The sequence below is a fragment of the Bradyrhizobium yuanmingense genome (assembly GCF_029167105.1).
Lineage (GTDB): Bacteria > Pseudomonadota > Alphaproteobacteria > Rhizobiales > Xanthobacteraceae > Bradyrhizobium > Bradyrhizobium yuanmingense_A.
On record NZ_JARFML010000042.1, the window covers coordinates 1 to 23,359 of the forward strand.

The 23,359-nt window shown below is 64.2% G+C and carries 23 protein-coding genes; 8 read left to right on the forward strand and 15 right to left on the reverse strand.

Annotated elements, in window-relative coordinates:
• Positions 1-805: 805 nt before the first annotated feature.
• Positions 806-2,056 (forward strand): vanadium-dependent haloperoxidase, encoded by a 1,251-nt coding sequence (locus tag P0R31_RS34920; RefSeq protein ID WP_275519241.1) that lies wholly within the window; start codon positions 806-808, stop codon positions 2,054-2,056.
• 179 nt (positions 2,057-2,235) lie between these two features.
• On the opposite strand, the gene P0R31_RS34925 is transcribed toward P0R31_RS34920, so the two are convergent.
• Positions 2,236-2,640 (reverse strand): nuclear transport factor 2 family protein, encoded by a 405-nt coding sequence (locus tag P0R31_RS34925; protein WP_275519242.1) that lies wholly within the window; start codon positions 2,638-2,640, stop codon positions 2,236-2,238.
• A gap of 336 nt (positions 2,641-2,976) precedes the next feature.
• Positions 2,977-3,135 carry a hypothetical protein gene (locus P0R31_RS34930; protein ID WP_275519243.1) on the reverse strand — a complete coding sequence of 53 codons (159 nt, stop codon included), beginning with the start codon at positions 3,133-3,135 and terminating at the stop codon, positions 2,977-2,979.
• 275 nt (positions 3,136-3,410) lie between these two features.
• On the opposite strand from P0R31_RS34930, the gene tenA reads away from it, so the two are divergent.
• On the forward strand, positions 3,411-4,085 hold the full coding sequence (gene tenA, locus P0R31_RS34935) for a thiaminase II (RefSeq protein WP_275519244.1): 675 nt from the start codon (positions 3,411-3,413) through the stop codon (positions 4,083-4,085).
• Positions 4,086-4,109: 24 nt separating this feature from the next.
• Here tenA and P0R31_RS34940 read toward each other — a convergent pair whose 3' ends face one another.
• From P0R31_RS34940 to P0R31_RS34950, 3 genes are read right to left on the reverse strand one after another with little or no spacing between them, the layout of a single operon-like run.
• Positions 4,110-5,054 carry an AEC family transporter gene (locus P0R31_RS34940; protein ID WP_275519246.1) on the reverse strand — a complete coding sequence of 315 codons (945 nt, stop codon included), beginning with the start codon at positions 5,052-5,054 and terminating at the stop codon, positions 4,110-4,112.
• Between the two features lie 6 nt (positions 5,055-5,060).
• A complete protein-coding gene (locus P0R31_RS34945; protein ID WP_275519248.1) occupies positions 5,061-5,984 on the reverse strand; it encodes an HpcH/HpaI aldolase/citrate lyase family protein in 924 nt (307 codons plus the stop codon).
• 2 nt (positions 5,985-5,986) lie between these two features.
• On the reverse strand, positions 5,987-7,153 hold the full coding sequence (locus P0R31_RS34950; protein WP_275519250.1) for a CaiB/BaiF CoA transferase family protein: 1,167 nt from the start codon (positions 7,151-7,153) through the stop codon (positions 5,987-5,989).
• A 383-nt stretch (positions 7,154-7,536) separates the two neighbouring features.
• Here P0R31_RS34950 and P0R31_RS34955 point away from each other — a divergent pair, with 383 nt between their 5' ends.
• Together P0R31_RS34955 and P0R31_RS34960 are read left to right on the forward strand one after the other, a co-directional pair.
• Entirely contained in the window at positions 7,537-7,890 is a 354-nt protein-coding gene (locus P0R31_RS34955) for a hypothetical protein (RefSeq protein WP_275519253.1), read from the forward strand.
• A gap of 457 nt (positions 7,891-8,347) precedes the next feature.
• Entirely contained in the window at positions 8,348-9,025 is a 678-nt protein-coding gene (locus P0R31_RS34960) for a ParA family protein (RefSeq protein ID WP_025032179.1), read from the forward strand.
• A gap of 72 nt (positions 9,026-9,097) precedes the next feature.
• Here the strand turns inward: P0R31_RS34960 and P0R31_RS34965 are convergent, their stop codons facing one another.
• The 5 genes from P0R31_RS34965 to trxB form a co-directional block, all read right to left on the reverse strand.
• Complete coding sequence (locus P0R31_RS34965) at positions 9,098-9,280, reverse strand: hypothetical protein (RefSeq protein WP_246510516.1); 183 nt, start codon at positions 9,278-9,280, stop codon at positions 9,098-9,100.
• 93 nt (positions 9,281-9,373) lie between these two features.
• Positions 9,374-9,523 carry a hypothetical protein gene (locus P0R31_RS34970; RefSeq protein WP_167361666.1) on the reverse strand — a complete coding sequence of 50 codons (150 nt, stop codon included), beginning with the start codon at positions 9,521-9,523 and terminating at the stop codon, positions 9,374-9,376.
• Between the two features lie 262 nt (positions 9,524-9,785).
• Positions 9,786-10,694 carry a 4-hydroxy-tetrahydrodipicolinate synthase family protein gene (locus tag P0R31_RS34975; protein ID WP_275519255.1) on the reverse strand — a complete coding sequence of 303 codons (909 nt, stop codon included), beginning with the start codon at positions 10,692-10,694 and terminating at the stop codon, positions 9,786-9,788.
• Positions 10,695-11,140: 446 nt separating this feature from the next.
• A complete protein-coding gene (locus tag P0R31_RS34980; RefSeq protein ID WP_025032176.1) occupies positions 11,141-12,064 on the reverse strand; it encodes a LysR family transcriptional regulator in 924 nt (307 codons plus the stop codon).
• Between the two features lie 4 nt (positions 12,065-12,068).
• Positions 12,069-13,034 carry a thioredoxin-disulfide reductase gene (gene trxB, locus P0R31_RS34985; RefSeq protein WP_275519257.1) on the reverse strand — a complete coding sequence of 322 codons (966 nt, stop codon included), beginning with the start codon at positions 13,032-13,034 and terminating at the stop codon, positions 12,069-12,071.
• A 266-nt stretch (positions 13,035-13,300) separates the two neighbouring features.
• Here trxB and P0R31_RS34990 point away from each other — a divergent pair, with 266 nt between their 5' ends.
• The gene (locus P0R31_RS34990; RefSeq protein WP_275519259.1) at positions 13,301-13,780 is read left to right on the forward strand and encodes an Lrp/AsnC family transcriptional regulator; all 480 of its coding nucleotides are present in this window, start codon (positions 13,301-13,303) and stop codon (positions 13,778-13,780) included.
• Between the two features lie 243 nt (positions 13,781-14,023).
• Here the strand turns inward: P0R31_RS34990 and greA are convergent, their stop codons facing one another.
• The 3 genes from greA to P0R31_RS35005 form a co-directional block, all read right to left on the reverse strand.
• Entirely contained in the window at positions 14,024-14,497 is a 474-nt protein-coding gene (gene greA, locus P0R31_RS34995) for a transcription elongation factor GreA (protein ID WP_036009537.1), read from the reverse strand.
• Between the two features lie 212 nt (positions 14,498-14,709).
• Positions 14,710-18,174, reverse strand: a complete 3,465-nt coding sequence (gene carB / locus P0R31_RS35000) for a carbamoyl-phosphate synthase large subunit (RefSeq protein ID WP_275519261.1) — start codon at positions 18,172-18,174, stop codon at positions 14,710-14,712.
• 400 nt (positions 18,175-18,574) lie between these two features.
• A complete protein-coding gene (locus P0R31_RS35005; RefSeq protein WP_275519263.1) occupies positions 18,575-19,276 on the reverse strand; it encodes a class I SAM-dependent methyltransferase in 702 nt (233 codons plus the stop codon).
• 113 nt (positions 19,277-19,389) lie between these two features.
• Here P0R31_RS35005 and P0R31_RS35010 point away from each other — a divergent pair, with 113 nt between their 5' ends.
• The gene (locus P0R31_RS35010) at positions 19,390-19,911 is read left to right on the forward strand and encodes a Dps family protein (RefSeq protein WP_275519265.1); all 522 of its coding nucleotides are present in this window, start codon (positions 19,390-19,392) and stop codon (positions 19,909-19,911) included.
• Positions 19,912-20,042: 131 nt separating this feature from the next.
• Here P0R31_RS35010 and P0R31_RS35015 read toward each other — a convergent pair whose 3' ends face one another.
• Both P0R31_RS35015 and carA read right to left on the reverse strand, forming a co-directional pair.
• On the reverse strand, positions 20,043-20,564 hold the full coding sequence (locus P0R31_RS35015; RefSeq protein ID WP_275519267.1) for a hypothetical protein: 522 nt from the start codon (positions 20,562-20,564) through the stop codon (positions 20,043-20,045).
• Between the two features lie 222 nt (positions 20,565-20,786).
• Positions 20,787-21,977, reverse strand: coding sequence for a glutamine-hydrolyzing carbamoyl-phosphate synthase small subunit (gene carA, locus P0R31_RS35020; RefSeq protein WP_275519269.1), 1,191 nt, complete (start codon positions 21,975-21,977; stop codon positions 20,787-20,789).
• Positions 21,978-22,123: 146 nt separating this feature from the next.
• On the opposite strand from carA, the gene P0R31_RS35025 reads away from it, so the two are divergent.
• Complete coding sequence (locus P0R31_RS35025; RefSeq protein WP_275519271.1) at positions 22,124-22,852, forward strand: alpha/beta fold hydrolase; 729 nt, start codon at positions 22,124-22,126, stop codon at positions 22,850-22,852.
• Between the two features lie 31 nt (positions 22,853-22,883).
• On the forward strand, positions 22,884-23,339 hold the full coding sequence (locus P0R31_RS35030; RefSeq protein WP_275519273.1) for a GatB/YqeY domain-containing protein: 456 nt from the start codon (positions 22,884-22,886) through the stop codon (positions 23,337-23,339).
• Positions 23,340-23,359 lie beyond the last annotated feature (20 nt).

Sequence of the window (23,359 nt, forward strand, 5' to 3'; positions counted from 1 at the left end):
CACCACCACCGGCAGCGTCATCGCCGCCAGCAGCGTCCCAGCGCCACCCCCGCGCAGTACTATGCGAGCCGCTTGAGTTTCATGCGCTCTTCCGAACTCTCATATCCAAGCCGCGCGAGCGAATCGTGGGCCTGCGTTCGGCTGGACAAATTCGCCATTTGGAGTAGCCTTTCTCAGACACGGCAACATGTTAGCGGAGGTTCTCCGTGGAACATCGCGGCGTAAGCTTCTCGATCGTTGAAATGAGCTACCCGGCTGGTTGGAAGTGGACTGTCGGAAGGGGCCGAACAGTGTCGGTCGGTGTCTGTGCGACGAGGCTCGACGCGATCCGTCAGGCTCGCACCTTCATCGACGCGATCATGGACTGGGCTGCCTAGGCTCAAGTCAAAATGCTCGCCTTCGCCGACGGCAGGTCGAGCAATCTTGCCAGCACGAACGCAGCAGCCGGCATTGCCGCAAGCTGGAGCGGCACGCCTCACCAAAATGCCCGGCCGCTCGCTCTTCACCTCGCGCGAAACAAGTAGATGCCGAGCTTGATCAGCACCGTCAGCAAGCGCGAATGCGCAAAGCATGTGATGATTGTTCGGAAGACTTGCCGAGATTGCAGGTCGTGCATCAGGTAAGCCAGTCGATCTTACTCTTTGGGCCGCGCCTCAAAGTCTTTTCGACGAAGGCGAGGACGGGTGTAAGCTGTTTCACAGCAGCCGGCTTGCTGCACTCTTAGGATCGTTCTGCACTTCTACGTTCTTGCGCGGCTCGTCCGTACAAGATGTCGCTCTCTGTTGAAACAACGAGGAGCATGAAGATGAAGACGTTTCTTGCAACGAAATCTCCATTTCTGATCGTCGCCACTCTTGCAGTCTGCATCGGCACTGCGCGTGCCGATGTCATCATGGACTGGAACGCGAAAGCAGATGCGATTGCCGCTGAAAAGAAGGTCCTGCCTGTGCCGCAGGCCCGGACAATGTCGATGCTGCACGTTGCCATGTTCGAGGCCGTCAACGCGATCGACAGGCGATACACTCCATACAAGCTGGATCTCGTGGCAGACCGCTCTACGTCCAAGGAAGCCGCAGCGTCGACTGCGGCTTACAACATTCTACTGACGATCTATCCGGACCAGAAAGCTGCCCTCGATGCGGCATTGATTGCATCGCTTTCCGGCATTCCGGACACGGAGGGAAAGGCGACCGGAATCGAGCTTGGAAAGATGGCCGCTTCCGGTGTGATAGCATTGCGCAGGGATGACGGCAGTGACGTCCAGGAGACTTATCGTCCCTATACAGCCCCGGGGGCCTATGTGCCGACCGTGGTGCCGATCGGCTCGACGGCTGGAAGAATGACCCCTTGGGTCATGACATCGGTCTCACAATTCCGTCCAGCGCCACCACCGGCGCTCGATTCCGAGACCTGGACCAGAGACGTCAACGAAATTCGGGAGCTCGGCGCTCGCAACAGCACCACCCGAACGGCAGAGCAGACCGGGATCGGACGAGTCTGGTTTCTGGTCGGGCCTCCCAGCTTCAATCCAATCGTCCGGCAGGTCGCCTTGGCCAAGCACATGGACGTCGTTGACTGCGCTCGTCTCTTCGCCCTCGCGGAGATCGCGGGGAACGACGCAATCCTTGCCGTCCTTGATGCGAAGTATCACTACAATTTTTGGCGGCCAATGACGGCCATACGCAACGCGGACATCACGCAGAACCCGATGACGCCACGCGAACCGTCCTGGTTGCCGCTGGGTGAAACGCCGATGCATCCCGAATACCCCTGCGCCCACTGCATCGTATCGGCGGCGGTTTCCACGGTTCTCCGGTCCATCGCCGGCGACGAGGTCGGAGAGCTAACGATGACCAGCCCCACTGCGCCGGGGGTGACTCGTAAATGGACCAAGCTCCAGGATTATAGCGATGAGGTCGCAAATTCCCGCATCTATGCCGGTTTCCATTACCGTTTCTCGACGGAGGTCGGAAAGGAAATGGGCCGTAAGATCGGTGACTTGACTATCGGGACGCAGCTTCGCGGGCTGGAAGCGCGAGCTGAACCGAAGCAGTAAGCCGGCGTGCAGGTAAACCGCGAACACACAGAGGTCGAGAAGCGCTCGACATCGAGGCATCCAGGCTTGAGATAGCGGAACAAGTCGACGTTCGAACATGGTGGGCAGGCAGCCAGTGCTCTGCCCACTTATTTGGTGGCTTGCTGCCCGCTCTGAAGCAAATCGAACCTCATCGTCCGTCAGGAGATCATCGCCTTGATCTGCGCCGTATCCGCAAACTCGATCAGCTCCGCGATCTTGCCGTCCTGAAATGTGAACAGGTCCACGATCTCGGTGCTGACCGCTTTCCCGGTCGGGTGGTATCGCACGGTGACGCGGGAGTGGATGGCGACGCGATCACCGTCGACCAGCTCGGCGAGGATCTCGCGGCCTTCGAAGCCGAAGCCCTTGGTGAATTGGCCGAAAGCTTCGCGCAGGGTCGGGTGGCCCTGCATGCGTCCTGTCAATTCGAGCGCACTCTTGTCGCCCATCAGAGTGAACGCGCCCTCGGGATGAAAGGCCGTCACCAGGCTATCGGTGTCGCCGCCGTCGCGCGCGGCGTAGCCGGCTCTGATCAATGCGAGCATGTCTTCGCGGTTCGCCATGTGCCCCTCCCTGCAATGTGTATCACGCCAGTCTAGCCACCTTTGCGTGCAAAGGCAAAAAGATCGCGCGGCTCCAGCGCGACGAAGCAGGACGGTTCGTCTTCGTTCCCCGATTGTGGAAGAAAACGGTGGCCAGCAGCGCCGGACCTTTTCATAGCCTCAGGTGTTTGTAGCTGCGGCAGGACAGACAACGCTGAGGGAGCTGAGCTATGAACGGTATCATCTATATCATCGGGCTAATCGTCGTAATTGCCGCGGTGCTCTCGTTCTTCGGCCTGCGCTGATTGGCAATTCGGCGGGGAAGCCGTGCGGCGTCGCCCCCCAAGCTTCCGACGCCTAGCCCGTCACCACCCACACCACCACCGGCAACGTCACCGCCGCCAGCAGCGTCCCCAGTGCCACCGGGTTCACCAGCCGCTGACACTGCACGGCAAAAATGTACGCATTCGCCCCGGTCGGCATCGCCGCGAGCAGCACGATGACCCCGGCAGCCACCGGCGGCAGTCGAGCAGCTTGGCCAGCACGAACGCGGCTGCCGGCATCGCCGCCAGCTTCAGCGCGCACATCACCAGGATGCTCAGCTCCTTGCCCTTCACCTCGAAAGCGGGGCAGGTTGATGCCAAGCGATTAGTGTGGCTCGAAGCGGGGCCTATCCGCAACGTTGCTCAAAACCAGCTTTGTCCGCCGCCACCGTAGCTCCTCCATTCGCAATGCGCTATCGGTAGCGAGCCAATGACGTTTGATGGACAAGCAAGCAGGCGGAAAAGATCGTGAGTTTTTTCGAGCGTCTCAAGACAGCCGCGTCCACTGAGTGGCGGGCCTATACGGAGCATCCCTTCACGAACGGATTGGCGGACGGCTCGCTCCCTGAAGCTGCGTTTCGTCACTACCTCGTTCAGGACTATTTGTTCCTCATCGAGTTTGCTCGCGCCTACGCGCTCGCGGTGTACAAGTCGCCCAGGCTTGCCGACATGCGTGAAGCCACGGCCGGCCTGTCGGCCATCCTCGATGTCGAGATGAACCTGCATGTGAAGCTCTGTGCCGAATGGGGCCTGTCCCCGAGCGACCTTGAACGAGCCCCTCCGGCGGCCGAGATGCTGGCCTATACGCGCTACGTGTTGGACGCGGGAATGCGCGGCGATCTGCTGGCGCTCAAGGTCGCGCTTGCGCCTTGCGTGATCGGATACGCGGAGATCGCAACGCGGCTCGCCTCGCGGCCCGGTGCGGATGCTGCGACGAACGCCTATCGGGTCTGGATCGACGAATATGCCGGCGCGCCATACCAGGAGGTCGCTGCCAGGGCGCAGGCGCACATGGAGCATCTCGCCGACCTCTACGCCACGCCGGCCCGCGAGGCCGAGCTGATTGCGATCTTCAAGGAAGCCACCCGCCTGGAGGCCGACTTCTGGGAGATGGCCTGGCGCGCCGGCCAGGCTGTCGCATAGCGGTGTCGGCAAACGACAGGCCGCCTACTTCCCTCCCGCCACCACCCACACCACCACCGGCAACGTCAGCGCCGCCAGCAGGGTGCCGAGCGCCACCGCGCCCGACACCGGGTTTACCAGGCGTTGATACTGCACCGCGAAGATGTAGGCGTTTGCGCCGGTCGGCATCGCCGCGAACAGCACGACGACGCCCGCGGCGATGGGTGGCAGGTCGAGCAGTCTGGCCAGCACGAACGCCGCGGCCGGCATGGCGAGCAGCTTGAGCGCGCACATCACCAGGATGCTCAGCTTCTCGCCCTTCACCTCGAAGCGGAACAGGTTGATGCCGAGCGCGATCAGCGCCGCCGGCGAGCCCGCCTGCGCCAGCAGCTCGATCGTCTTGTCGACGACGGGGGTGAGGCCGAGTCCGGCAAGGCGCCAGACCACGCCGAAGCCGATCGCCAGCATCAGCGGGTTGCGTGCTAGGTCGGCGATCACGGGCCAGATGATCGCGAGCGGTGAGCCCGTCTGCTTGCGGCTGACCAGCTCCATCTGCAGGATGCCGCAGAGCCAGAGCAGCGGCGTGTTCACCGACAGAATCAGCGCCATGGGTCCCGCCGCCTCGTTGCCGAGCGCGGAGAGCACGAGGGGAATGCCGAGCATCACGATGTTGCCGTAGACCGAGCCGATCGCGAACACGACGCCGTCCTCGCTGCTGCCGCGCCGCCCGCGCAGGAGTGCGGAGATCATGAGCGCCGCGATCCAGGTCAGCGCCAGCGCGCCGTAATAGGCGCCCCACATTCGCCAGGGGCCGACGTCGGAAAATTCCGAGATGACGATGGTGCGGAACAGAAGCGCAGGGATCGCGATGCTGAAGGCGAACTCGCTGATGCCCTTGTGTGCGCCCTCCGAGACGAAGCGAAACAGCACAGCGGCGTAGCCGGCCGCGATCAGCGCGAACACCGGCGCGACGATCAGCAAGGTGGCCATGCGCTGCTACGATCCCAGCTCGATGATCCGCCGCGCCATCCGCACATTGGCATAGTCGATCATCTTGCCATCCAGCGTCACCGCGCCCTGGCCCTGCGCCTCGGCCCGCTCCATCGCCTCGACCACCCGCCGCGCCTGGGCCAGCTCCTCGTCCGAGGGCGTGAACGCGCGCAGCGTCGGCTCGATCTGGTCGGGATGGATCACCTGCTTGCCGTCAAAGCCCATCGCCGCGGCCTTCTGCGTGCTGGCCTCAGTCAGCCTAGCATCGCGGAACGCGCCGCAGGGGCCATCGATCGCCCGCAGGCCGTGCGCGCGGGCGGCTACCAGCAGGCGCATCATGGGATAGGCGAACAGGTCGAGCGGCGCTGTGGCGTAGCCGCTTTGCCCGGAGCCGACGTGGCGATAGCCGTCCGGCGAGATGCCGATGTCGGCGGTGCGGGCGCCGAGCGAGGCTGCGAGGTCGCCGACGCCGAGATGCAGCGCGGCCACGCTGTCGTGGCACGCGGCGAGGGCATCGACATTGACGAGGCCGAGCGCGGTCTCGATCAGCAGCTCCAGCGTAACAGGTGCGGCGCGATCGGACGCGGCTGCGCGCAAGCGATCGGCCATGGCGACGATGTCGCTCACGCGCTCCGCCTTCGGCACGATCACAGCATCCAACCGGGACAGGGCCGCCAGAGCGCGGATCTCCTCTGCGATGAACGGGCTGTCGACGGCATTGAGCCTGACCGCGACGTGCTTGCTGCCCCAGTCGAGCGAGGATAGCGCGCGGGCGGCCTCCGCCAGCGCAACGCCCTTCTCGGCGGGCGGCACGGCGTCTTCGAGATCCATGAACACCGCGTCCGCCGATGATGCCGCCGCCTTGGCGACGAGACGGGCGCGATGCGCGGGAACGGCGAGATAGGCCCGCGTCGGCCGGAGCGAGACCATTGTCACGCCTCCTTGCTGAGGCCGAGTTCGCCGAGGATCGACGCGTTGTGCTCGCCGACATCTGGCACCGGATCCATGCGCGGCGTCACGCCGGGAATGGTGAGTGCGGGCAGGAAGCTCATCACCGGTCCGCAGGGCGAGCCGACGCTTTGCACCCGCGCGCGGGCATGCAGCTGCTCATGCTGCAGGAAGGCCTCGACCGAGTTCAGATGCGCATTGGCGATCGCGGCTTCGTCCAGCAGCCGCAGCACCTCCTCGCTGGTCATGGCTGCAAAGCGCTGCTCGATATGCGCTTGCAGCTCGTCGCGGTTCTGCATGCGCAGCGGATTGGTGCGGAACTTCGGATGATCGGCGAGGTCGGCATCGCCGAGCACGATGCGGCACAGCGAGCGCCATTCCCGGTCGTTCTGGATGCCGAAGAAGACGGTCGTTCCGTCGCCGACCCGGAACGGGCCGTAAGGCGCGATCGTCGCGTGCCTGGCGCCGGTGCGCGGCAGCGGCCGGCCGGTACTCTCAGTGTAGAACGCGGGATAGCTCATCCAGTCCGTGATGGAATCGAACAGCGAGGCCTGGAACGCCGTACCCTTGCCGGTCCGCTCGCGGGCGTACAGCGCCATCAGCACGCCGTTGAGGATGTACATGCCGGTAGCGATATCGACCACGGAAAGCCCGACCTTGGCCGGCTCCGCCTCGGTGCCGTTGATGGCGAGCACGCCGGCCTCGCACTGCACCAAGAGATCATAGGCCTTCTTGCCGCTGTAGGGGCCATCAGTGCCATAGCCGGAGACGTCGCAGGCGATGAGGCGCGGAAATCTGCGCAGCAGCGAAGCGGCATCGAGGCCGAGCCGCTCCGCCGCGCCGGGCGCGAGGTTCTGGATGAACACGTCGGCCCGCGGCAGCAGGGCGTCGAGCACCTTGCGGCCCTCGGGACTCTTGATGTCGATCGCAAGGCTTTCCTTGGAACGGTTGGTCCAGACGAACTGGCTCGACATGCCGTTCATGACGTGATCGTAGTCGCGGCAGAAATCGCCGCTGCCCGGCCGCTCGATTTTGATCACCCGCGCGCCCCAATCCGCCAGGTGCCGGCTCGCCAGCGGCGCCGCCATCGCCTGCTCCAGCGAAACCACCGTCACACCCGACAGCGGCAGCTCCGCTTCATTCCCCGTCATGTCGCCTTCACTCCCGCTAGCTTTTGATCGGCGCAGGAGAACGAGCCGGCCACCCACGCGCATTTTTGACGGTGCCATCATGCCCCTGTTTTGCCCGACGAGTCAAATTTGACTTCGAAAAATCCTAAGATTGGGGATGCCGAGTGTTTGCAGTGACTTGGCTACTGTGCATGGGGTTGTTTTCGCGATTTGTGTTTGGAAGGCCAGGCTCTCCCCGCCCACTGCTGTAATCCCCGCCTTCGCGGGGATGACAGCGGTGGAGATGGCGGCCACCCCGCCCTGTTGCCGAGACCGCACAGCTCCGACCTTTCGCACTCCCCCTCGGTTGCCAACGAACCGCCGTTCACCCACTATTCCCTCCTGTTCGACATTTGGGGGAATCGATGCCGGCGTTTCGCTTCAAGACATCCGTGGCGGTTGCAGCCCTGTCGCTTGCCCTCGCCGTCCTGGCGCTGCCGCGCGCCGGTTTCGCCTACACCCAGGAGGAACAGCAGGCTTGCACGCCGGATGCGATGCGGCTGTGCGGCGAGTTCGTTCCCAACGTCGATGCCATCACCGCCTGCATGATCAAGAAGAAGGCGCAGCTCTCGCCGCCATGCGCAGTGTTCTTCCGCCGCGGACCGGCGCCGGCCGAGCAGCGGGCCGGCAAGCCGACCAGCATCGCGCCCAAGAAGGCGTCCACGACCGCAAAGAAGAGCGCCAAGCCGGCGGCGAAGAAAAAATCCAGCCAAGGCTGAGCCCCCAGCACCTAAAGGCTGAGCGCCCAGCGGCCAAGGGGCTGAGCGCCGGGCGGCGCTGTTCCTGTTTTGAAACTCAGAAGGCGCGCCATCGCGCCTTGCTCGTTCCGGCCCCGACATCGGCTTGGTGACGACTTGCGGACTCGTTTTGTTCGCACGGCGCCGGAAGGCTTGCGTCGATTGACGGGCGCGCACGCCCGAAAAAAGCCCGCGGGAAGGTTTGCGCGGCAAGGTTGCAGTCCGCTTTGCCCCGCGCGTTGCTCAAAAAGCGCACAGACGGCTGGCACGAGCGGCATTGCGATGCGGCTCGTGTCTGCCTCCTGCGGAGCAGTGTGACTCAAAAGCCAACACGTCTTGTTATTTCGTGGCTGTCGCGCAGCTCCCGACAAATTTTTCTTTCACGAATCAGCGCGCTGATTCATTTTCGCAGCCTGGGGTCAATCTGGAGGCCGAAGGTATGAACGTTATTGTTTTTGCATCACGTAAAGGCGGTTCGGGCAAGAGTACCCTCGCCGCGCATCTTGCCGCGCAAATCAAGGCGAGCAAGCAGGTCATGCTGGTGGACGCGGATCCGCAAGGCTCGCTCACGCTGTGGCACAAGCTGCGCGGCACCAACGAGCCGCCGATCAAGGCTGCCGTCAACTCCGTCAGCGGCATCGTCTCCGCGGCCAAGCGCGACGGTTATGAATGGGTGTTGATCGACACGCCGCCGAATCTGTCGGCCGTCGTCGACGACGCGATCAAGAACGCCACCATGGTGGTCATCCCGGCGCGTCCCGGCGTGTTCGACGTCAACGCCGTGCAGGAAACCATCCAGATGTGCCGCGCCGCGCGCAAGCCCTACGCGGTCGTGCTCAACGGTGCCCCGGCCAAGCGCGACGAAGCCGAAAGCCCGATCGTCACCATCGCCCGCGAAGCACTGGCGAAATTCCGCGCTCCGGTGTGGGGCGGCCAGATCACCAATCGTTCGGATTTGCTGATGGCGCTCAGCCACGGCGAAGGCGCGCGCGAGTATCAGGCCGAGAGCCGTGCGGCTCAGGAAATCGCCAGGCTCTGGGCGGCGATCGAGCGTTCGGTGAAGGCTATCCGCGGCACCGCATCGGCCTCCGGCGCAATGCACAAGCAGGCAGCTTAATTTTCATTGGTCATTCCGAACGGCGAAAAACGCGCGGGAATGTCCGCGCGTTTTGCGCTTCTAAGCTTGTCCTCACGCCACCATCAGCATGTAGAACACGATGACCGGCGACAGGGTCAGGATCACCGACCAGATGCCGACGGCCCAGAGAATATCCTCGGTGCTGAAGCCCTGCTGTTCGGCGTCGAAATGCGACGCCATTTCATTCTGACTATTCACAAACGCCCCCGCGATTTCTTCGCTTATGGGCGTCAGTGATAGCTGCGATGTTTTAAGATCCGGATCGCATCTGCCCGTGCATTTTGAACACAGGTGCTACCACGGATTAACCATCCCGCGCGCGCAGCTTCAGCCGACCAGCCAGACGCGAAACAGCAGCACCGGCATCAGGCCGAGCATCACGGCCCAGAACCCGAACGACGAGACGACGAGAATTCCCTTCAAGAGATCGGCGGGCGCGAACTGGCTCGCGGCCGTAGGCCGGGTGCGATACCCCATGGTCATTTCCCCTTCGGTAACTTTGGACACAACGATAGGCGCAGTCACGTAAACGAGACGTGGATACGGATTGCGGCAGCTGCGAAGGCCGTTGGGGCGCGGTTAACCACGGTGCCGCGCGCTCCCACCGCCGTCATTCCGGGGCGCGACGAAAGTCGCGAACCCGGAATCCATCGGGCGGTTGAGTTGGCAGATTGATGGATTCCGGGTTCGCGCTGCGCGCGCCCCGGAATGACACGGAGGTGGCGTGAAGAGAAAGCCGCTACGCCGCGATCGTCATCCGTCGCTCGATCTCGCGATCGATCGTTGCCGCGAGCTCGCTGCTCACTTCCACCATCGGCAGGCGCACCTCGGGGCTGTCGATCAGGCCGCATCGCCATAGCCAGTACTTTGCCGGCGCGGGGCTCGGCTCGGCAAACAACAGCCGCGTCAGCCCGGCGACCTCGTGCCAGCGCGCCAGAGCCGCATCGTGGTTGCCGCGCTTGTGCTCGCTATAGATCGCCGCGAAGGTCGCGGTCTCGACATGGGCTGACAGCACGATGCCGCCATCGGCGCCGTCACTGAGTGCCTCGAAGTAATTGGCGTCCTCGCCGGTGAGCACGCGAAAACCCTTCGGCCGGTCGCGCAAGAGCGCGATCGATTGCTCCCGGCTCGCGCCGCAATCCTTCAGCCCGACGATGTTCTTGTGCTCGGCCAGCCGCAGCATGGTCTGGTTGGTGATGTTGACGGCGCAGCGATAGGGAATGTTGTAGAGCGCCATCGGCCAGGCCGCACGGTCGGCGAGCGTCTCGAAATGCGCCAGCAGGCCGCGCTGCGACGGCCGCACATAATAGGGGCTGGCGATCAGGTAGCCGTCGATCGGCCAGTCCGCGGTCTCGTCGAGCCGCTCCTGCAGACGCGAGGTGTCCGCGCCCGACAGTCCGAGGCAGATCGGCAGGTTGCGGCCGGCGGCCGCCATCTCCTCGCGCACCACGGCGACGAGACGTTCGAGCTCTGCCGCGCGCAGCGTCATGCCTTCACCGGAGGTCGCGCCCAGGATGAGGCCGTCGATGCCGTGCGTGCCGTAGTGCCGGGTCAGCCGCCGCAGCGACCTCTCGTCCAGCGCGCCGTCCTGGAACGGCGTCACCAGCGGCAACCACAGCCCGTGCAAGTGATCTCGTAGTGCGGTCATGTTTCCATCTCCTTCTCGGGAAAAATGCCTGAGACGGAGGGCACATGAAAAAACCCCGTCCAGACGGCGGGGTTTTCGGAATTGGCTCGCGATGACGAAGTCAGCTTAGCGCGCGCAATATTCCGAGGCCCCCGGATGGGGGCCTTTTTTCAAAACGATTGCGCACGACTTCGTGATCATGGGCGAATGATGCGGGGTATGCGCGGAACTGTCAACACACGCGGAGAGCGAAGCACATTTTGACGAAAAAAAGCCGGACCCGAGGGCCCGGCTTAGGTATTGGCCACGTGAGGCCGACACAATCACCTTCCAAGAGGGATTACTGAACTCCCGCGCCACTGGAGGAGGGGGACAAATGCGCAACGCGAAGGCTCAGCGTGCAAACATTATGGGCTTGCCGAGTGCCCTGCAGCAACAGCCGAGGCCGCATGTCAGTCATGCGGAAATCAGGACGGCCAGCGTTGCGCCTTGCTCACCACGAAGTCACGGAACACCTGCACGCGCGCGACCGTCTTCAACTCCTCGGGATAGACGAAGTAGGTGTCGAGCTGGATCGAGTCCGACTCGCCGAACAGCTGCACGAGCTTGCTCTGCTCTTCGACCAGGTAATCGGGCAGGGCGGCGATGCCGAGGCCCTGCGCGCAGGCGCGCACGAGACCGAGGATGTTGTTGACCTTGAAATAGGCCTCGCGCGGACCCGAGCCGTTGCGCCCGGCCTCGATCAGCCAGTTGCGGTTCTGCAGGTGCGGCGCGAAGTTGCCGTCCGAGAGCGTGATGATGCGGTGGGAGTCGAGCTCCTCCAGCGTGCGCGGCGTGCCGAAGCGCTTGATGTATTCCGGCGAGCAATAGGCGTGGAAGCCCATCGCGAACAGCTTGCGCTGGATCAGATCCGGCTGCGTCGGCTTGCGGGTGCGGATCGCGACATCAGCCTCGCGCATCGACAGATCGAGCTCCTCGTCGGTGACGATCAGCGAGATGCGGATCTCCGGATAGAGCGCGGTGAATTCGCCGAGCCGCGGGATCAGCCAGTTGATGCCGACGCCGGGCGTGGTGGTGATCTTGAGATCGCCGCTCGGCCGTTCGCGGCTGTCGGTGAGCTTGGCGCGCGCCGCCTGCAGCTGCATGAACACGTCATGCGCGGTGCGGAACAACAGGTCGCCCTGCTCGGTGAGGATCAGGCCGCGGGCGTGGCGGTGGAACAGCGAGACCGAGAGCTCCTGCTCCAGCGCCGAGACCTGGCGCGACACCGCCGATTGCGACAGGCCGAGCTGCTCGCCCGCATGCGTGAAGCTGCCCGCTTCCGCCGCGGCGTGAAACACCTTCAGCTTGTCCCAGTCCATATCCGTAAATCCGTCGCGTGTTCGGGGCATGATTCTATTCCGCTGCCGCGCGCTCGCTGGCGCGAAGGGCCAAGAAACGTTCGGCTTCGAGTGCGGCCATGCAGCCGAGGCCGGCGGCCGTCACGGCCTGGCGATAGGTTTCGTCGGCGACGTCGCCGGCGGCGAACAAGCCGGGCACCGAGGTCGCGGTCGAGTTCGGGGCGACCTCGATATAGCCGGAGGGTTTCAGCTTGACCTGATCCTTGACGAGTTCGGTCGCCGGCGCATGCCCGATGGCGATGAAGATGCCGTCGGCCTTCACGTCCGTGAGCGCGCCGGTCTTGACGTTCTTGAGCCGGACGTGGGTGACCTTGTTGGGGTTCTCCGTGCCGCAGATCTCGTCGACCGCGGCGTCCCAGATCACCTTGATCTTCGGATGCTTGAACAGGCGCTCCTGCAGGATGCGCTCGGCCCGGAAATGATCGCGACGATGCACGATCGTGACCTGCGAGGCATGGTTGGTGAGGTACAGGGCTTCCTCGACCGCGGTGTTACCGCCGCCGACCACGATCACCTCCTTGCCACGGTAGAAGAAGCCGTCGCAGGTGGCGCAGGCCGACACGCCGCCGCCCTGGAACTTGGCTTCCGACGGCAGCCCGAGCCAGCGCGCCTGCGCGCCGGTGGCCAGGATCACGGTCTCGGCGAGATAGACGTCGCCAGAGTCGCAGGTGAGGCGGAACGGCCGGTGCGCCGTCTCCAGCTTGGTGACCAGGTCGGAGACGATCTTGGTGCCGACATGGACCGCCTGCTTCTCCATCTGCTCCATCAGCCAGGGGCCCTGGATCACGTCGGCGAAGCCCGGATAGTTCTCGACGTCGGTCGTGATGGTGAGCTGGCCGCCGGGCTGGATGCCCTGGATCAGGATCGGCTCAAGCATGGCGCGCGCGGCGTAGATCGCGGCAGTGTAGCCAGCCGGGCCGGAGCCGATGATGACGACCTTTGCATGAACAGGAGCGGACATTTCGATGGACGCCTTTCACGGGGGATTTGCAGCGCGAGCGCGGAATGTGCCGGGAGGCCTAGCGGAGGCGCTGAAATATCAGAGCTAATCTAAGCAATCTGGCGAGCCATGCAAGAATTGCATTCCCTATCGGCGGATTTTTCCAACAGGGAACGAAAGTCGATTGCGCTGCACGCGCAATAAAATTGCGCTGGCGGTGCGGGTTGGGTTATGAGGATTCCGACAAATCACCGGATACCGCCGCAAAGGCCAGGAGTTCCAATCACGTGTCGCGGAACCTAGACGAGATCGACCTCAAGATTCTCACCGAGGTCCAGGCCGACGGTCGAATCACCAATGTCGAGCTGGCCAAGCGCGTCGGCATCTCGCCGCCCCCCTGTCTGCGCCGCGTCAGGGCGCTGGAGGAGGAGGGTTACATCCACGGTTATCGCGGCCTCCTGGACGCACGCAAGCTGGGCTTCGACGTCACCGTTTTCGCCGCCGTGCACCTGTCCAGCCAGGCCGAAGCGGATTTGCGCGCGTTCGAGGAATTCGTCCGCGCCGAGCCCCTGGTGCGGGAATGCTGGATGCTGTCCGGCGAGGTCGATTTCATCCTGAAATGCGTCGCACCCGACATGGCGACCTTCCAGGATTTCGTCACGCACCTCACCGCGGCCCCGCATGTCCGCAACGTGCGCACGTCATTGGTGCTGCACAATTCGAAGCACGAGGCGGCGGTGCCGCTCGAGGTTAAGGGGCGACGGTAGGGGTCTTCTCCCTCTCCTCGTTCTTACGGGAAGAGGGAATACCAGTCCACGGTCCTCTCCGTCATTGCGAGCGGAGCGACGCAATCCAGAGCTTCGCCGCAGAGGCAGTCTGGATTGCTTCGCTCCGCTCGCAATGACGTGTGATGAGAGCGTGTGTCCGCCACAACTCCAGCAACATGCCAAAACAGAAGGCCGCGCATGGCGCGGCCTTCTCGAAACGTCGGCAGGCGCAGCGGCAAGTCCTTACCGCCACTCCACCTTGGTGATCTCGTACGCCTTGGCGCCGCCCGGCGTGTTGACCTCGACCGTGGCGCCCTTCTTCTTGCCGATCAATGCGCGTGCGAGCGGCGAGGTGATCGAGATCCGGCCCTTCTTGGCGTCCGCCTCGACCTCGCCGACGATCTGCCACACCGTCTTCTTCTCGGTGTCCTCATCGACCAGCGTCACGGTGGCGCCGAACTTGATGGTGTCGCCGGAGAGCTTGGAGATGTCGATGATGTCGGCGCGCGCGAGCTTGTCCTCGAGCTCGGCGATGCGACCCTCATTGTGCGACTGCTCTTCCTTCGCGGCATGATATTCCGCGTTCTCCGACAGGTCTCCGTGCGAGCGCGCCTCGGCGATATGCTCGATGATCCGCGGACGGTCCACGGACTGGCGCTGCTTCAATTCTTCCCCGAGCGCGACAAAGCCGGCCTGGGTCATCGGAACCTTTTCCATCGTCTCTCTCGTCCTTCGATCGTGCGCCCCAGAATGCGGATGGGCGCCGCAACCTTGATTCGTCAGTTCTCCAGAGCCCAAAGAGGGGCTTCCGGACCTTGACAGATATGGGCTTTAGCGCCGGAACAGAACTGCCACCTGGCCGGACAGTTCCTCCGGCCATTGTGGCTTCATTGCCAATCACTTAGCGGAAGCTTCGCTGCCGCTAGCGATCAGGTTTCCGAAAAGTAGCTCTGCAGGGTACGAACCTCAAGGTCCCCGCCCAAATAGGCGCGGATGCCCTGCGCGGCCGCCACGGCCCCGGAAAGAGTGGTGTAATATGGCACTTTATGCAAGAGGGCCGCGCGCCGCAGCGAGCGGCTGTCGGCCAGCGCCTGCGGGCCTTCGGTGGTGTTGAAGACGAGCTGGACGTCGCCATTGGTGATGGCATCGACGATGTGCGGCCGCCCTTCCAGCACCTTGTTCACCTTCTCGGTCGGGATGCCCTGGTCGGTCAGGAAGCGCGCCGTGCCCGAGGTCGCCAGCACCTTGAAGCCGAGCGAATGCAATTCGCGCACGGCATCCGCGATGCGCGTCTTGTCGCTTTCGCGCACCGAGACGAACACAGTGCCCTTGCGCGGCACCCGCGTGCCGCCGCCGAGCTGACTCTTGGCGAAGGCGACCGCAAACGAGCGGTCGATGCCCATGACCTCGCCGGTCGAGCGCATCTCGGGGCCGAGCACGGTATCGACGCCGGGGAAGCGTGCGAACGGGAAGACCGATTCCTTGACGCCGACGTGCTTGAGCGCCGCCTTCTTCAGGTTGAAATCGGCGAGCTTCTCGCCGGCCATGATGCGCGCGGCGATCTTGGCGACCGGCGTGCCGATCACCTTCGCGACGAACGGCACGGTGCGCGAGGCGCGCGGATTGACCTCGAGCACGTAGATCTCGCCGTCCTTGATCGCGTATTGCACGTTCATCAGGCCGATGACGTCGAGGCCGAGCGCGAGCTCGCGGGTCTGCCGCTCCAGCTCCTCGATCATCTTCGCATCGAGCGAGTGCGGCGGCAGCGAGCAGGCGCTGTCGCCGGAATGGATGCCGGCTTCCTCGATGTGCTCCATGATGCCGACGATGAAGGTGTCCTTGCCGTCGCAAAGGCAGTCGACGTCGATTTCCGTGGCGTCCGACAGATAGCGGTCGAACAGCAGCGGATTCTTGCCGAGCACGGTGTTGATCTGCCCGGTCTTGTCGTTCGGATAGCGTGCCTTGACGTCGGCCGGCACCAGCTCCGGCAGCGTGCCGAGCAGATAATCGTTGAGCTGGTTCTCCTCGCGGATGATCTGCATCGCGCGGCCGCCGAGCACGTAGGACGGGCGCACCACCAGCGGCAGGCCGAGATCGGCGGAGACGAGGCGGGCCTGCTCGACCGAATAGGCGATGCCGTTCTTCGGCTGCTTGAGGCGAAGCTTGTCGAGCACGCGCTTGAAGCGGTCGCGGTCCTCGGCGAGGTCGATGGCGTCGGGCGAGGTGCCGAGGATCGGCACTTCGGCGGCTTCCAGCGCGCGCGCCAGCTTCAGCGGCGTCTGGCCGCCGAACTGCACGATCACGCCGTGCAGCGTGCCCCTGCTGCGCTCCTTGGCGATGATCTCCAGCACGTCCTCGGCGGTGAGCGGCTCGAAATAGAGCCGGTCGGCTGTGTCGTAGTCGGTCGACACCGTCTCCGGATTGCAGTTGACCATGATGGATTCGTAGCCGGCGTCGTGCAGCGCGAAGCAGGCGTGACAGCAGCAATAGTCGAACTCGATGCCCTGGCCGATGCGGTTGGGACCGCCGCCGAGAATGATGACCTTCTTCTTGTCGGACGGCGCGCTCTCGTCCGCGGGCAGGCCGGCGAACGGCGCCTCATAGGTCGAATACATGTAGGCGGTCGGCGAGGCGAACTCGGCCGCGCAGGTGTCGATGCGCTTGTATACCGGGTGAACGCCGAGCGCGTGGCGCTTCGCCTTGACTTCGGCCTCGGTCGTCTCGGCCAGCACGGCGAGCCGCGCGTCGGAGAAGCCCATGGCCTTCAGCGTGCGCATGCCGAAGGCGTTGCCAGGCAGGCCGTTCTTCCTGACCTTCTCCTCCATCTCGACGATGCCGCGCATCTCGGCGAGGAACCACGGATCGATCTTGCAGGAGTTGAAGATGTCCTCGTTCGACCAGCCGAGCCGCATGGCCTGGGCGACCTGGAGGATTCGGTTCGGCGTCGGAGTGCCGAGCGCGGCGCGGATCGCGTTCTTGTCGTCGTCGCGGCCGAGGCCCTCGATCTCGATCTCGTCGAGGCCGGTCAATCCCGTCTCGAGCCCGCGCAGCGCCTTTTGCAGGCTTTCCTGGAAGGTGCGGCCGATCGCCATGACCTCGCCGACCGATTTCATCGAGGTGGTCAGCGTGGTCGAGGCGCCCGGGAATTTCTCGAAGGCAAAACGCGGCACCTTGGTGACGACATAGTCGATGGTCGGCTCGAACGAGGCCGGCGTCGCGCCGCCGGTAATGTCGTTGGCGATCTCGTCGAGCGTGTAGCCGACCGCGAGCTTGGCGGCGACCTTGGCGATCGGAAAACCGGTGGCCTTCGAGGCCAGCGCGGAGGAGCGCGACACGCGCGGATTCATCTCGATGACGACCATGCGGCCGTCTTCGGGATTGACGCCGAACTGAACGTTGGAGCCGCCGGTCTCGACCCCGATCTCGCGCAGCACCGCCAGCGAGGCGTCGCGCATGATCTGGTATTCCTTGTCGGTCAGCGTCAGCGCCGGCGCCACCGTGATGGAATCGCCGGTGTGCACGCCCATCGGATCGAGGTTCTCGATCGAGCAGACGATGATGCAATTGTCTTTCTTGTCGCGCACCACCTCCATCTCGTACTCTTTCCAGCCGAGCACGGATTCCTCGATCAGCACTTCGTTGGTGGGAGACGCGTCAAGGCCGCGCTCGATGATGTCGAGGAACTCTTCCTTGTTGTAGGCGATGCCGCCGCCGGTGCCGCCCATCGTGAAGGAGGGCCGGATGATCGCAGGGAGGCCGATCTCGGACAGCGCCATCATGGCCTGGCCGAAGGCGTATTCCTGGTAACGCTTGCGACGCTCGCTCTCGCCGAGCGTCCATTGCCGGTCGAGCTCTTCGAGCGCGGCGCCCGACAGCTTCTCGCGTTCGGCCTGGTATTTCTCGCGGAACGACTTCTTCAGCTCGGAGGCGTTGGCGAGCCGAGACTTCGGCGTCTCGAGCCCGATCTTGGTCATGGCCTCGCGGAACAGCTGGCGGTCTTCGGCCTTGTCGATGGCATCGGCGGTGGCGCCGATCATCTCGACGTCGAACTTCTCCAATGTGCCCTGGCGGCGCAGCGACAGCGCGCAGTTCAGCGCGGTCTGCCCGCCCATGGTCGGCAGCAGCGCGAAGCCGCCGGGGACGACGTGACGTTCCTTCTCGATGATCTTGGCGACGATCTCGGGCGTGATCGGCTCGATATAGGTCGCATCGGCCAATTCCGGGTCGGTCATGATGGTGGCCGGGTTGGAATTGACGAGGACGATGCGATAGCCCTCTTCCTTCAGCGTCTTCACCGCCTGGGTGCCCGAATAGTCGAACTCGCAGGCCTGGCCGATCACGATGGGACCGGCGCCGATGATCAGGATGGTCGAGATGTCGGTTCGTTTGGGCATCACCGCTCACGGGCTGGGATCTGGGCACAAAAAAAGGGCGCGCTTGCCGCGCGTCCCCATTTGGCGAGAGCGCGGGGTCTCCCTCGCGCGCGGGTGGGTCTTAGACCAGTTTTTGGAGCGGCGAAACCCCGAAAAACACCCATCAACCGCCAATTTTCAGGGGGTTGGGACAAACTGCCGAGCGCGCCCGGCTTCGCACTTCGGGCTTCGCCGCGGCAGCCTTCGCCACGACGGGCTTGCCGAGCCGAAGCTGGCGGAGCCAGCGAAGGCTGGAGACCCGGCCTGGATTTGAACCAGGATGAAGAGCGATGCACCGCCCCCGCGTAGACATTTCCGCCACCGGGCCATCAGGATTATTCCCGATCGGCGTGCGCCAGGCCACCTCAGCTGATCGTTATGCTTAACGGACCAGAGGCGGCCTCGCGATGAAGGTCATACGCCAGCGGTTGTGCCCGATATTGCTGTGGGCGCGCTGGACCGCGAAGCCCGCCGCCTTCAGCTTGGCCGTGATCTCGTCCTCGCTGTAGCGCTGCAGTCCGATCTTCGAGCGCAGCTGGCGATAATCCGACAGCGCGGTGCTGATCAGCCCGATCAGCGCGTCCTTCAGAAATCCGTGACGCAGGCCGAACCCGAGCAGCGCCATCACATCCCTGACCATGCCGACATTGGGCTGTAGAATGTCGCCCAGCACCAGCTTGCCGGAGGGTTTCAGGATGCGGCGGGTGTTCAATAGCGCCGCATCGAGCTCGTCCGGCGTCATGTATTGTGCGACCGAGTTCATCACGACGAGATCGATCGACTGATCCTGCATCTTGCGGACGTCCTCGAGCGAGCGGACGCGGATCTTGGTGTTTGGGGCAAACCGCGCGATTAGCCGGCCGCGCACGCCCGGCGCGGGCTCGGCCAGGATCAGCATGCCGCAGGCGGCCGCCACCTGGGTCGCCGACAGCGCTTCGCCGCAGGCATAGTCCAGCACCGTCGCATCGGGCGAGGGGATGTAGCCGATGATGTCCCGCGCAATGATCTGGAAGTGCAGGTCGCGATGCAGCTTGCTGACATAGATCGTATGCGTCGAGTCGTAATAATCGATCCAATCGTCCATGGTATTCGAAGGTCCCGGCCAACGGTTCCGGAAGAGGAACCGGCGCTGCCCGCCTTGCGTTAGGGGTGCGGCGGCGCGCCGTCAATGTCCGCGTCCTAACAGGAAGGTCTCCCGTGAGCAAAAACAACAAGGTCTCGCCCGAACTCGATACCCCCACCGATCTGTCGCCCGACGGGGTCAAGAAAGTCTCTGAGGCGCTCAACGTTCTTCTGGCCGACGCGTTCGCGCTTTATCTCAAGACCAAGAATTTCCACTGGCATATCAGCGGGCGCCACTTCCGCGATTACCACCTGCTGCTCGACGAGCAGTCCGACCAGATCTTCGCCACCACCGACCAGCTCGCCGAGCGCGTCCGCAAGATCGGCGGCACCACGCTGAAGTCGATCGGCCAGGTCGCAAAGCTCCAGACCATCAAGGACAACAACGAGGACTACGTCCCGCCGCGCGAGATGCTGCGCGAGCTGATGCAGGACAACAAGCACGTCGCAGCCGCGATGCGCAAGGCGCACGACGTCTGCGACGAGGCCGGCGACGTCGCCAGCGCCAGCATTCTGGAGAACTTCATCGACGAGACCGAGCGCCGCACCTGGTTCCTGTTCGAAGCCACCCGGCAGGAAGGCGCCAACGAAGCGTAGGCCGAGCTTTCGTGGCTTTCGTAGGGTGGGCAAAGGCGCGCTCTTCGCGCGCCGTGCCCACCGTTTATCCTTCGGATTGATTGTTGGTGGGCACGCTTCGCTTTGCCCACCCTACCGCATCGCGCTCGTCGTTACCGCCACAGCCTCATCAATGCCCCGTCCTTCCCAGTTACGGGATCGGCCGGCGGCAGCGCCACTTGCGGAATCGTCTTCAGCGCTTTCGCATGGTTCTCCGGCGTTGCGCGCGTGATCTCCATCTTGGCGCCTGGCGGATAGGCGCCGATCACGCAGAAATCAGCGCTGGCCTTGATGCATTGATGTCCGGTGCCGGCGGGCAGGATCGCAACGTCGCCGGCCTTGATGTCCAGCTCCTGACCGTGATCGCCGCCGAAACGCACGCGGGCGCTGCCGCGCGCGACGCCGAGCACCTCATGCACCGTCGCATGATAGTGCAGATAGTCGTAGACGCCGTTGCGCCACGTCCCGCCCCAGCCGTTCGCTTCGAACAGATTCTCGATGGTCTCTTCCGGGCGCTTTGGGTCGAGCTTCACCGCGCCCTGGTAGACCAGGAACGGAAGGATGTTGTTCGGCACGAGCCCGTCATCCTCGAAAACAATGGCGAGCGGCTCGGCCTTGTCGCGGACGACGGACATGGCTGTGCTCCTGTGTCAGGGTAGCAGGAATCAACGAGAGGAGTGAGGCGGCGTTCCTGGGTTTGTCATTCCGGGGCGACGCGCAGCGTCGAGCCCGGAATCCATCGCGCTGCAGAGTCCGTTGCCAGATGGATTCCGGGCTCGCGCTGCGCGCGCCCGGAATGACGAAAAGCCCGGGGCGAGCCCGGGCTTTTGTCGTGAAGTATTCGTGATGAACGGGTCTTACGCGCTCTTCCTCTGCCGCATCAGATCGGCGAAGCGCTGGAACAGGTAATGCGAGTCGCGCGGGCCGGGCGAAGCCTCCGGGTGGTACTGCACCGAGAACACCGGCTTGCCGTCGAGCTGGATGCCGCAGTTGGACCCATCGAACAAGGAAATGTGGGTCTGCGTCGCGCCCTTCGGCAGCGTCGTCTCGTCCACGGCAAAGCCGTGGTTCATCGAGGTGATCTCGACCTTGCCGGTGGTCTCGTCCTTCACCGGGTGATTGGCGCCGTGATGGCCCTGATGCATCTTCTTGGTCTTGGCGCCGACGGCAAGGCCCAGCATCTGGTGACCGAGGCAGATGCCGAAAGTCGGCGTGCCCGACTTGATCACGTCGCGGATCACGGGCACGGCATATTTGCCGGTCGCGGCCGGATCGCCCGGACCGTTGGACAGGAACACGCCATCCGGCTTCATTGCCAGGATGTCCTCGGACGATGTCGTCGCCGGCACCACCGTCACCTTGCAACCGACGCCGGCGAGCAGGCGCAGGATGTTGCGCTTGATGCCGTAGTCGATGGCGACGACGTTGAACTCGGGCTTGTCCTGCCTGCCAAAGCCCTTGTCCCAGGCCCAGGGCGTCTCGTCCCAGGTGAAGCGCTGGCCGCTCGTGACCATCGGCACGAGATCCATGCCCTCGAGCCCCGGCCATTCGCGCGCCTCTTCCTTGAGGCCATGCAGATCGAACTCGCCGGTCCTGGAATGCGCGATCACGGCGTTGGGCATGCCCTTGGAGCGGATCAGCGCGGTCAGCGCGCGGGTGTCGATGCCGGAGAGACCGATGATGCCGCGCGCCTTGAGCCAGGCGTCGAGATGCTTGGTGGCGCGGTAGTTCGAGGGATTGGTGATCGCGGTGCGCAGGATCACGCCGCGCGCGCCGGGCGTCGCGGCCATGTTCACCGTCTCGATGTCGTCGTCGTTGGTGCCGACATTGCCGATATGCGGGAAAGTGAAGGTGATGAGCTGGCCGGCATAGGAAGGATCGGTCAGGATCTCCTCGTAGCCGGTCATCGCGGTGTTGAAGCAGACCTCGCCGACGGCGTGGCCCTCGGCGCCGAGACCAAAGCCCTCCAGCACCGTGCCGTCGGCAAGCACGAGGAGCGCGGTCGGTTTGTGGTCCGGCCAGGCGGGATCGTTGTCATGTTGTGTCATGAGCCCGCTTCATAAGCCCCCCGCGTGTGCACGTCAAAGCGAGAGAGGGCCGATTCACATGCGTTTTTGCATATTTGACAGGCCTCTTCCCACCCTTAAGCTCGGCCGCACAATTTCCGGCAATTTCCTGGGCTTGCGAGGCAATAATGGATCAGACAACCCCAATTGTGCTGGTTCCGGGGCTGGCGTCCTCGGCCCGGATCTATGCGCCCGTGATCCCCGCGCTCTGGCGTTTCGGGCCGGTGACGGTCGCCAACCACATCCGCGACGACAGCATGGCGGCGATCGCCCGCCGCATCCTCGCCGAGGCGCCGCCGCGCTTCGCCCTCGCCGGCCATTCCATGGGTGGCTACATCGCCTTCGAGATCATGCGCCAGGCCAGCGAGCGCGTGACAAAGCTCGCGCTGATCAACACGCAGGCGCGGCCCGACACGCCGGAGGCGACCGCACGCCGCCGTGCCCAGATGGCGCGGGCCAGACGCGGCGAGCTGCGCGCCGTGCGCGAGGAGAGCTTTCCGGAGCTCGTGCATCCGTCCCGGCGTGACGATGCCGGGATTCTCGCGCTCGTGCATGCGCAGGACGAGGACGTCGGCATCGAAGGCTATCTGCGGCAGCAGACCGCGATCATCGCACGGGCGGATTCGCGGCCATTGTTGGCGACGATCACATGCCCGACGCTGGTGCTGACGGGCGATGCCGACAACACCATCCCCAATGCCTTCTCCAAGGAGATGGCCGAGGGCATCGCCGGCGCCAGGCTCGTGATCCTCAATCGCTGCGGACACCTGCCGCAAGCCGAACAGCCGGAGGCGACGGTGCGGGCGCTGACCGAATGGCTGGAGAGCCAGGTTGTGCGAGGGCCGCAAAGGGCCTAGATCAGGCGTCTATATCGAAGGGATCACGGTCATGCTGCGCGACGACATCAACAATGCGGTCAAGGAGGCCATGAAGGCCAAGGACGAGCGCAAGCTGTCCACGCTGCGCATGGTCAACTCCACCATCAAGAACGCCGACATCGACGCGCGCGGCAGCGGCAAGCCGCCGCTGTCGGACGCCGACATCCTCGCGGTGCTGCAGAAGATGATCAAGCAGCGCCAGGAGGCGGTCGAGCTCTACGACAAGGGGGGTCGCGCCGAGCTTGCCGCGCAGGAGCGCGAGGAGATCGCGGTGATCTCGGCGTATCTGCCGAAGCAGATGTCCGAGGACGACGTGAAGAAGGCGATCGCGGATGCGATTGCCGAGACGGGCGCGGGCGGCATGAAGGACATGGGCAAGGTGATCGCCGTGCTGCGCGCGAAATACGCAGGACAGATGGATTTCGGCAAGGCGAGCGGCTTGGTGAAGGCGGCACTGTCCAGTTGAGCTGTCATTCCGGGGCGACG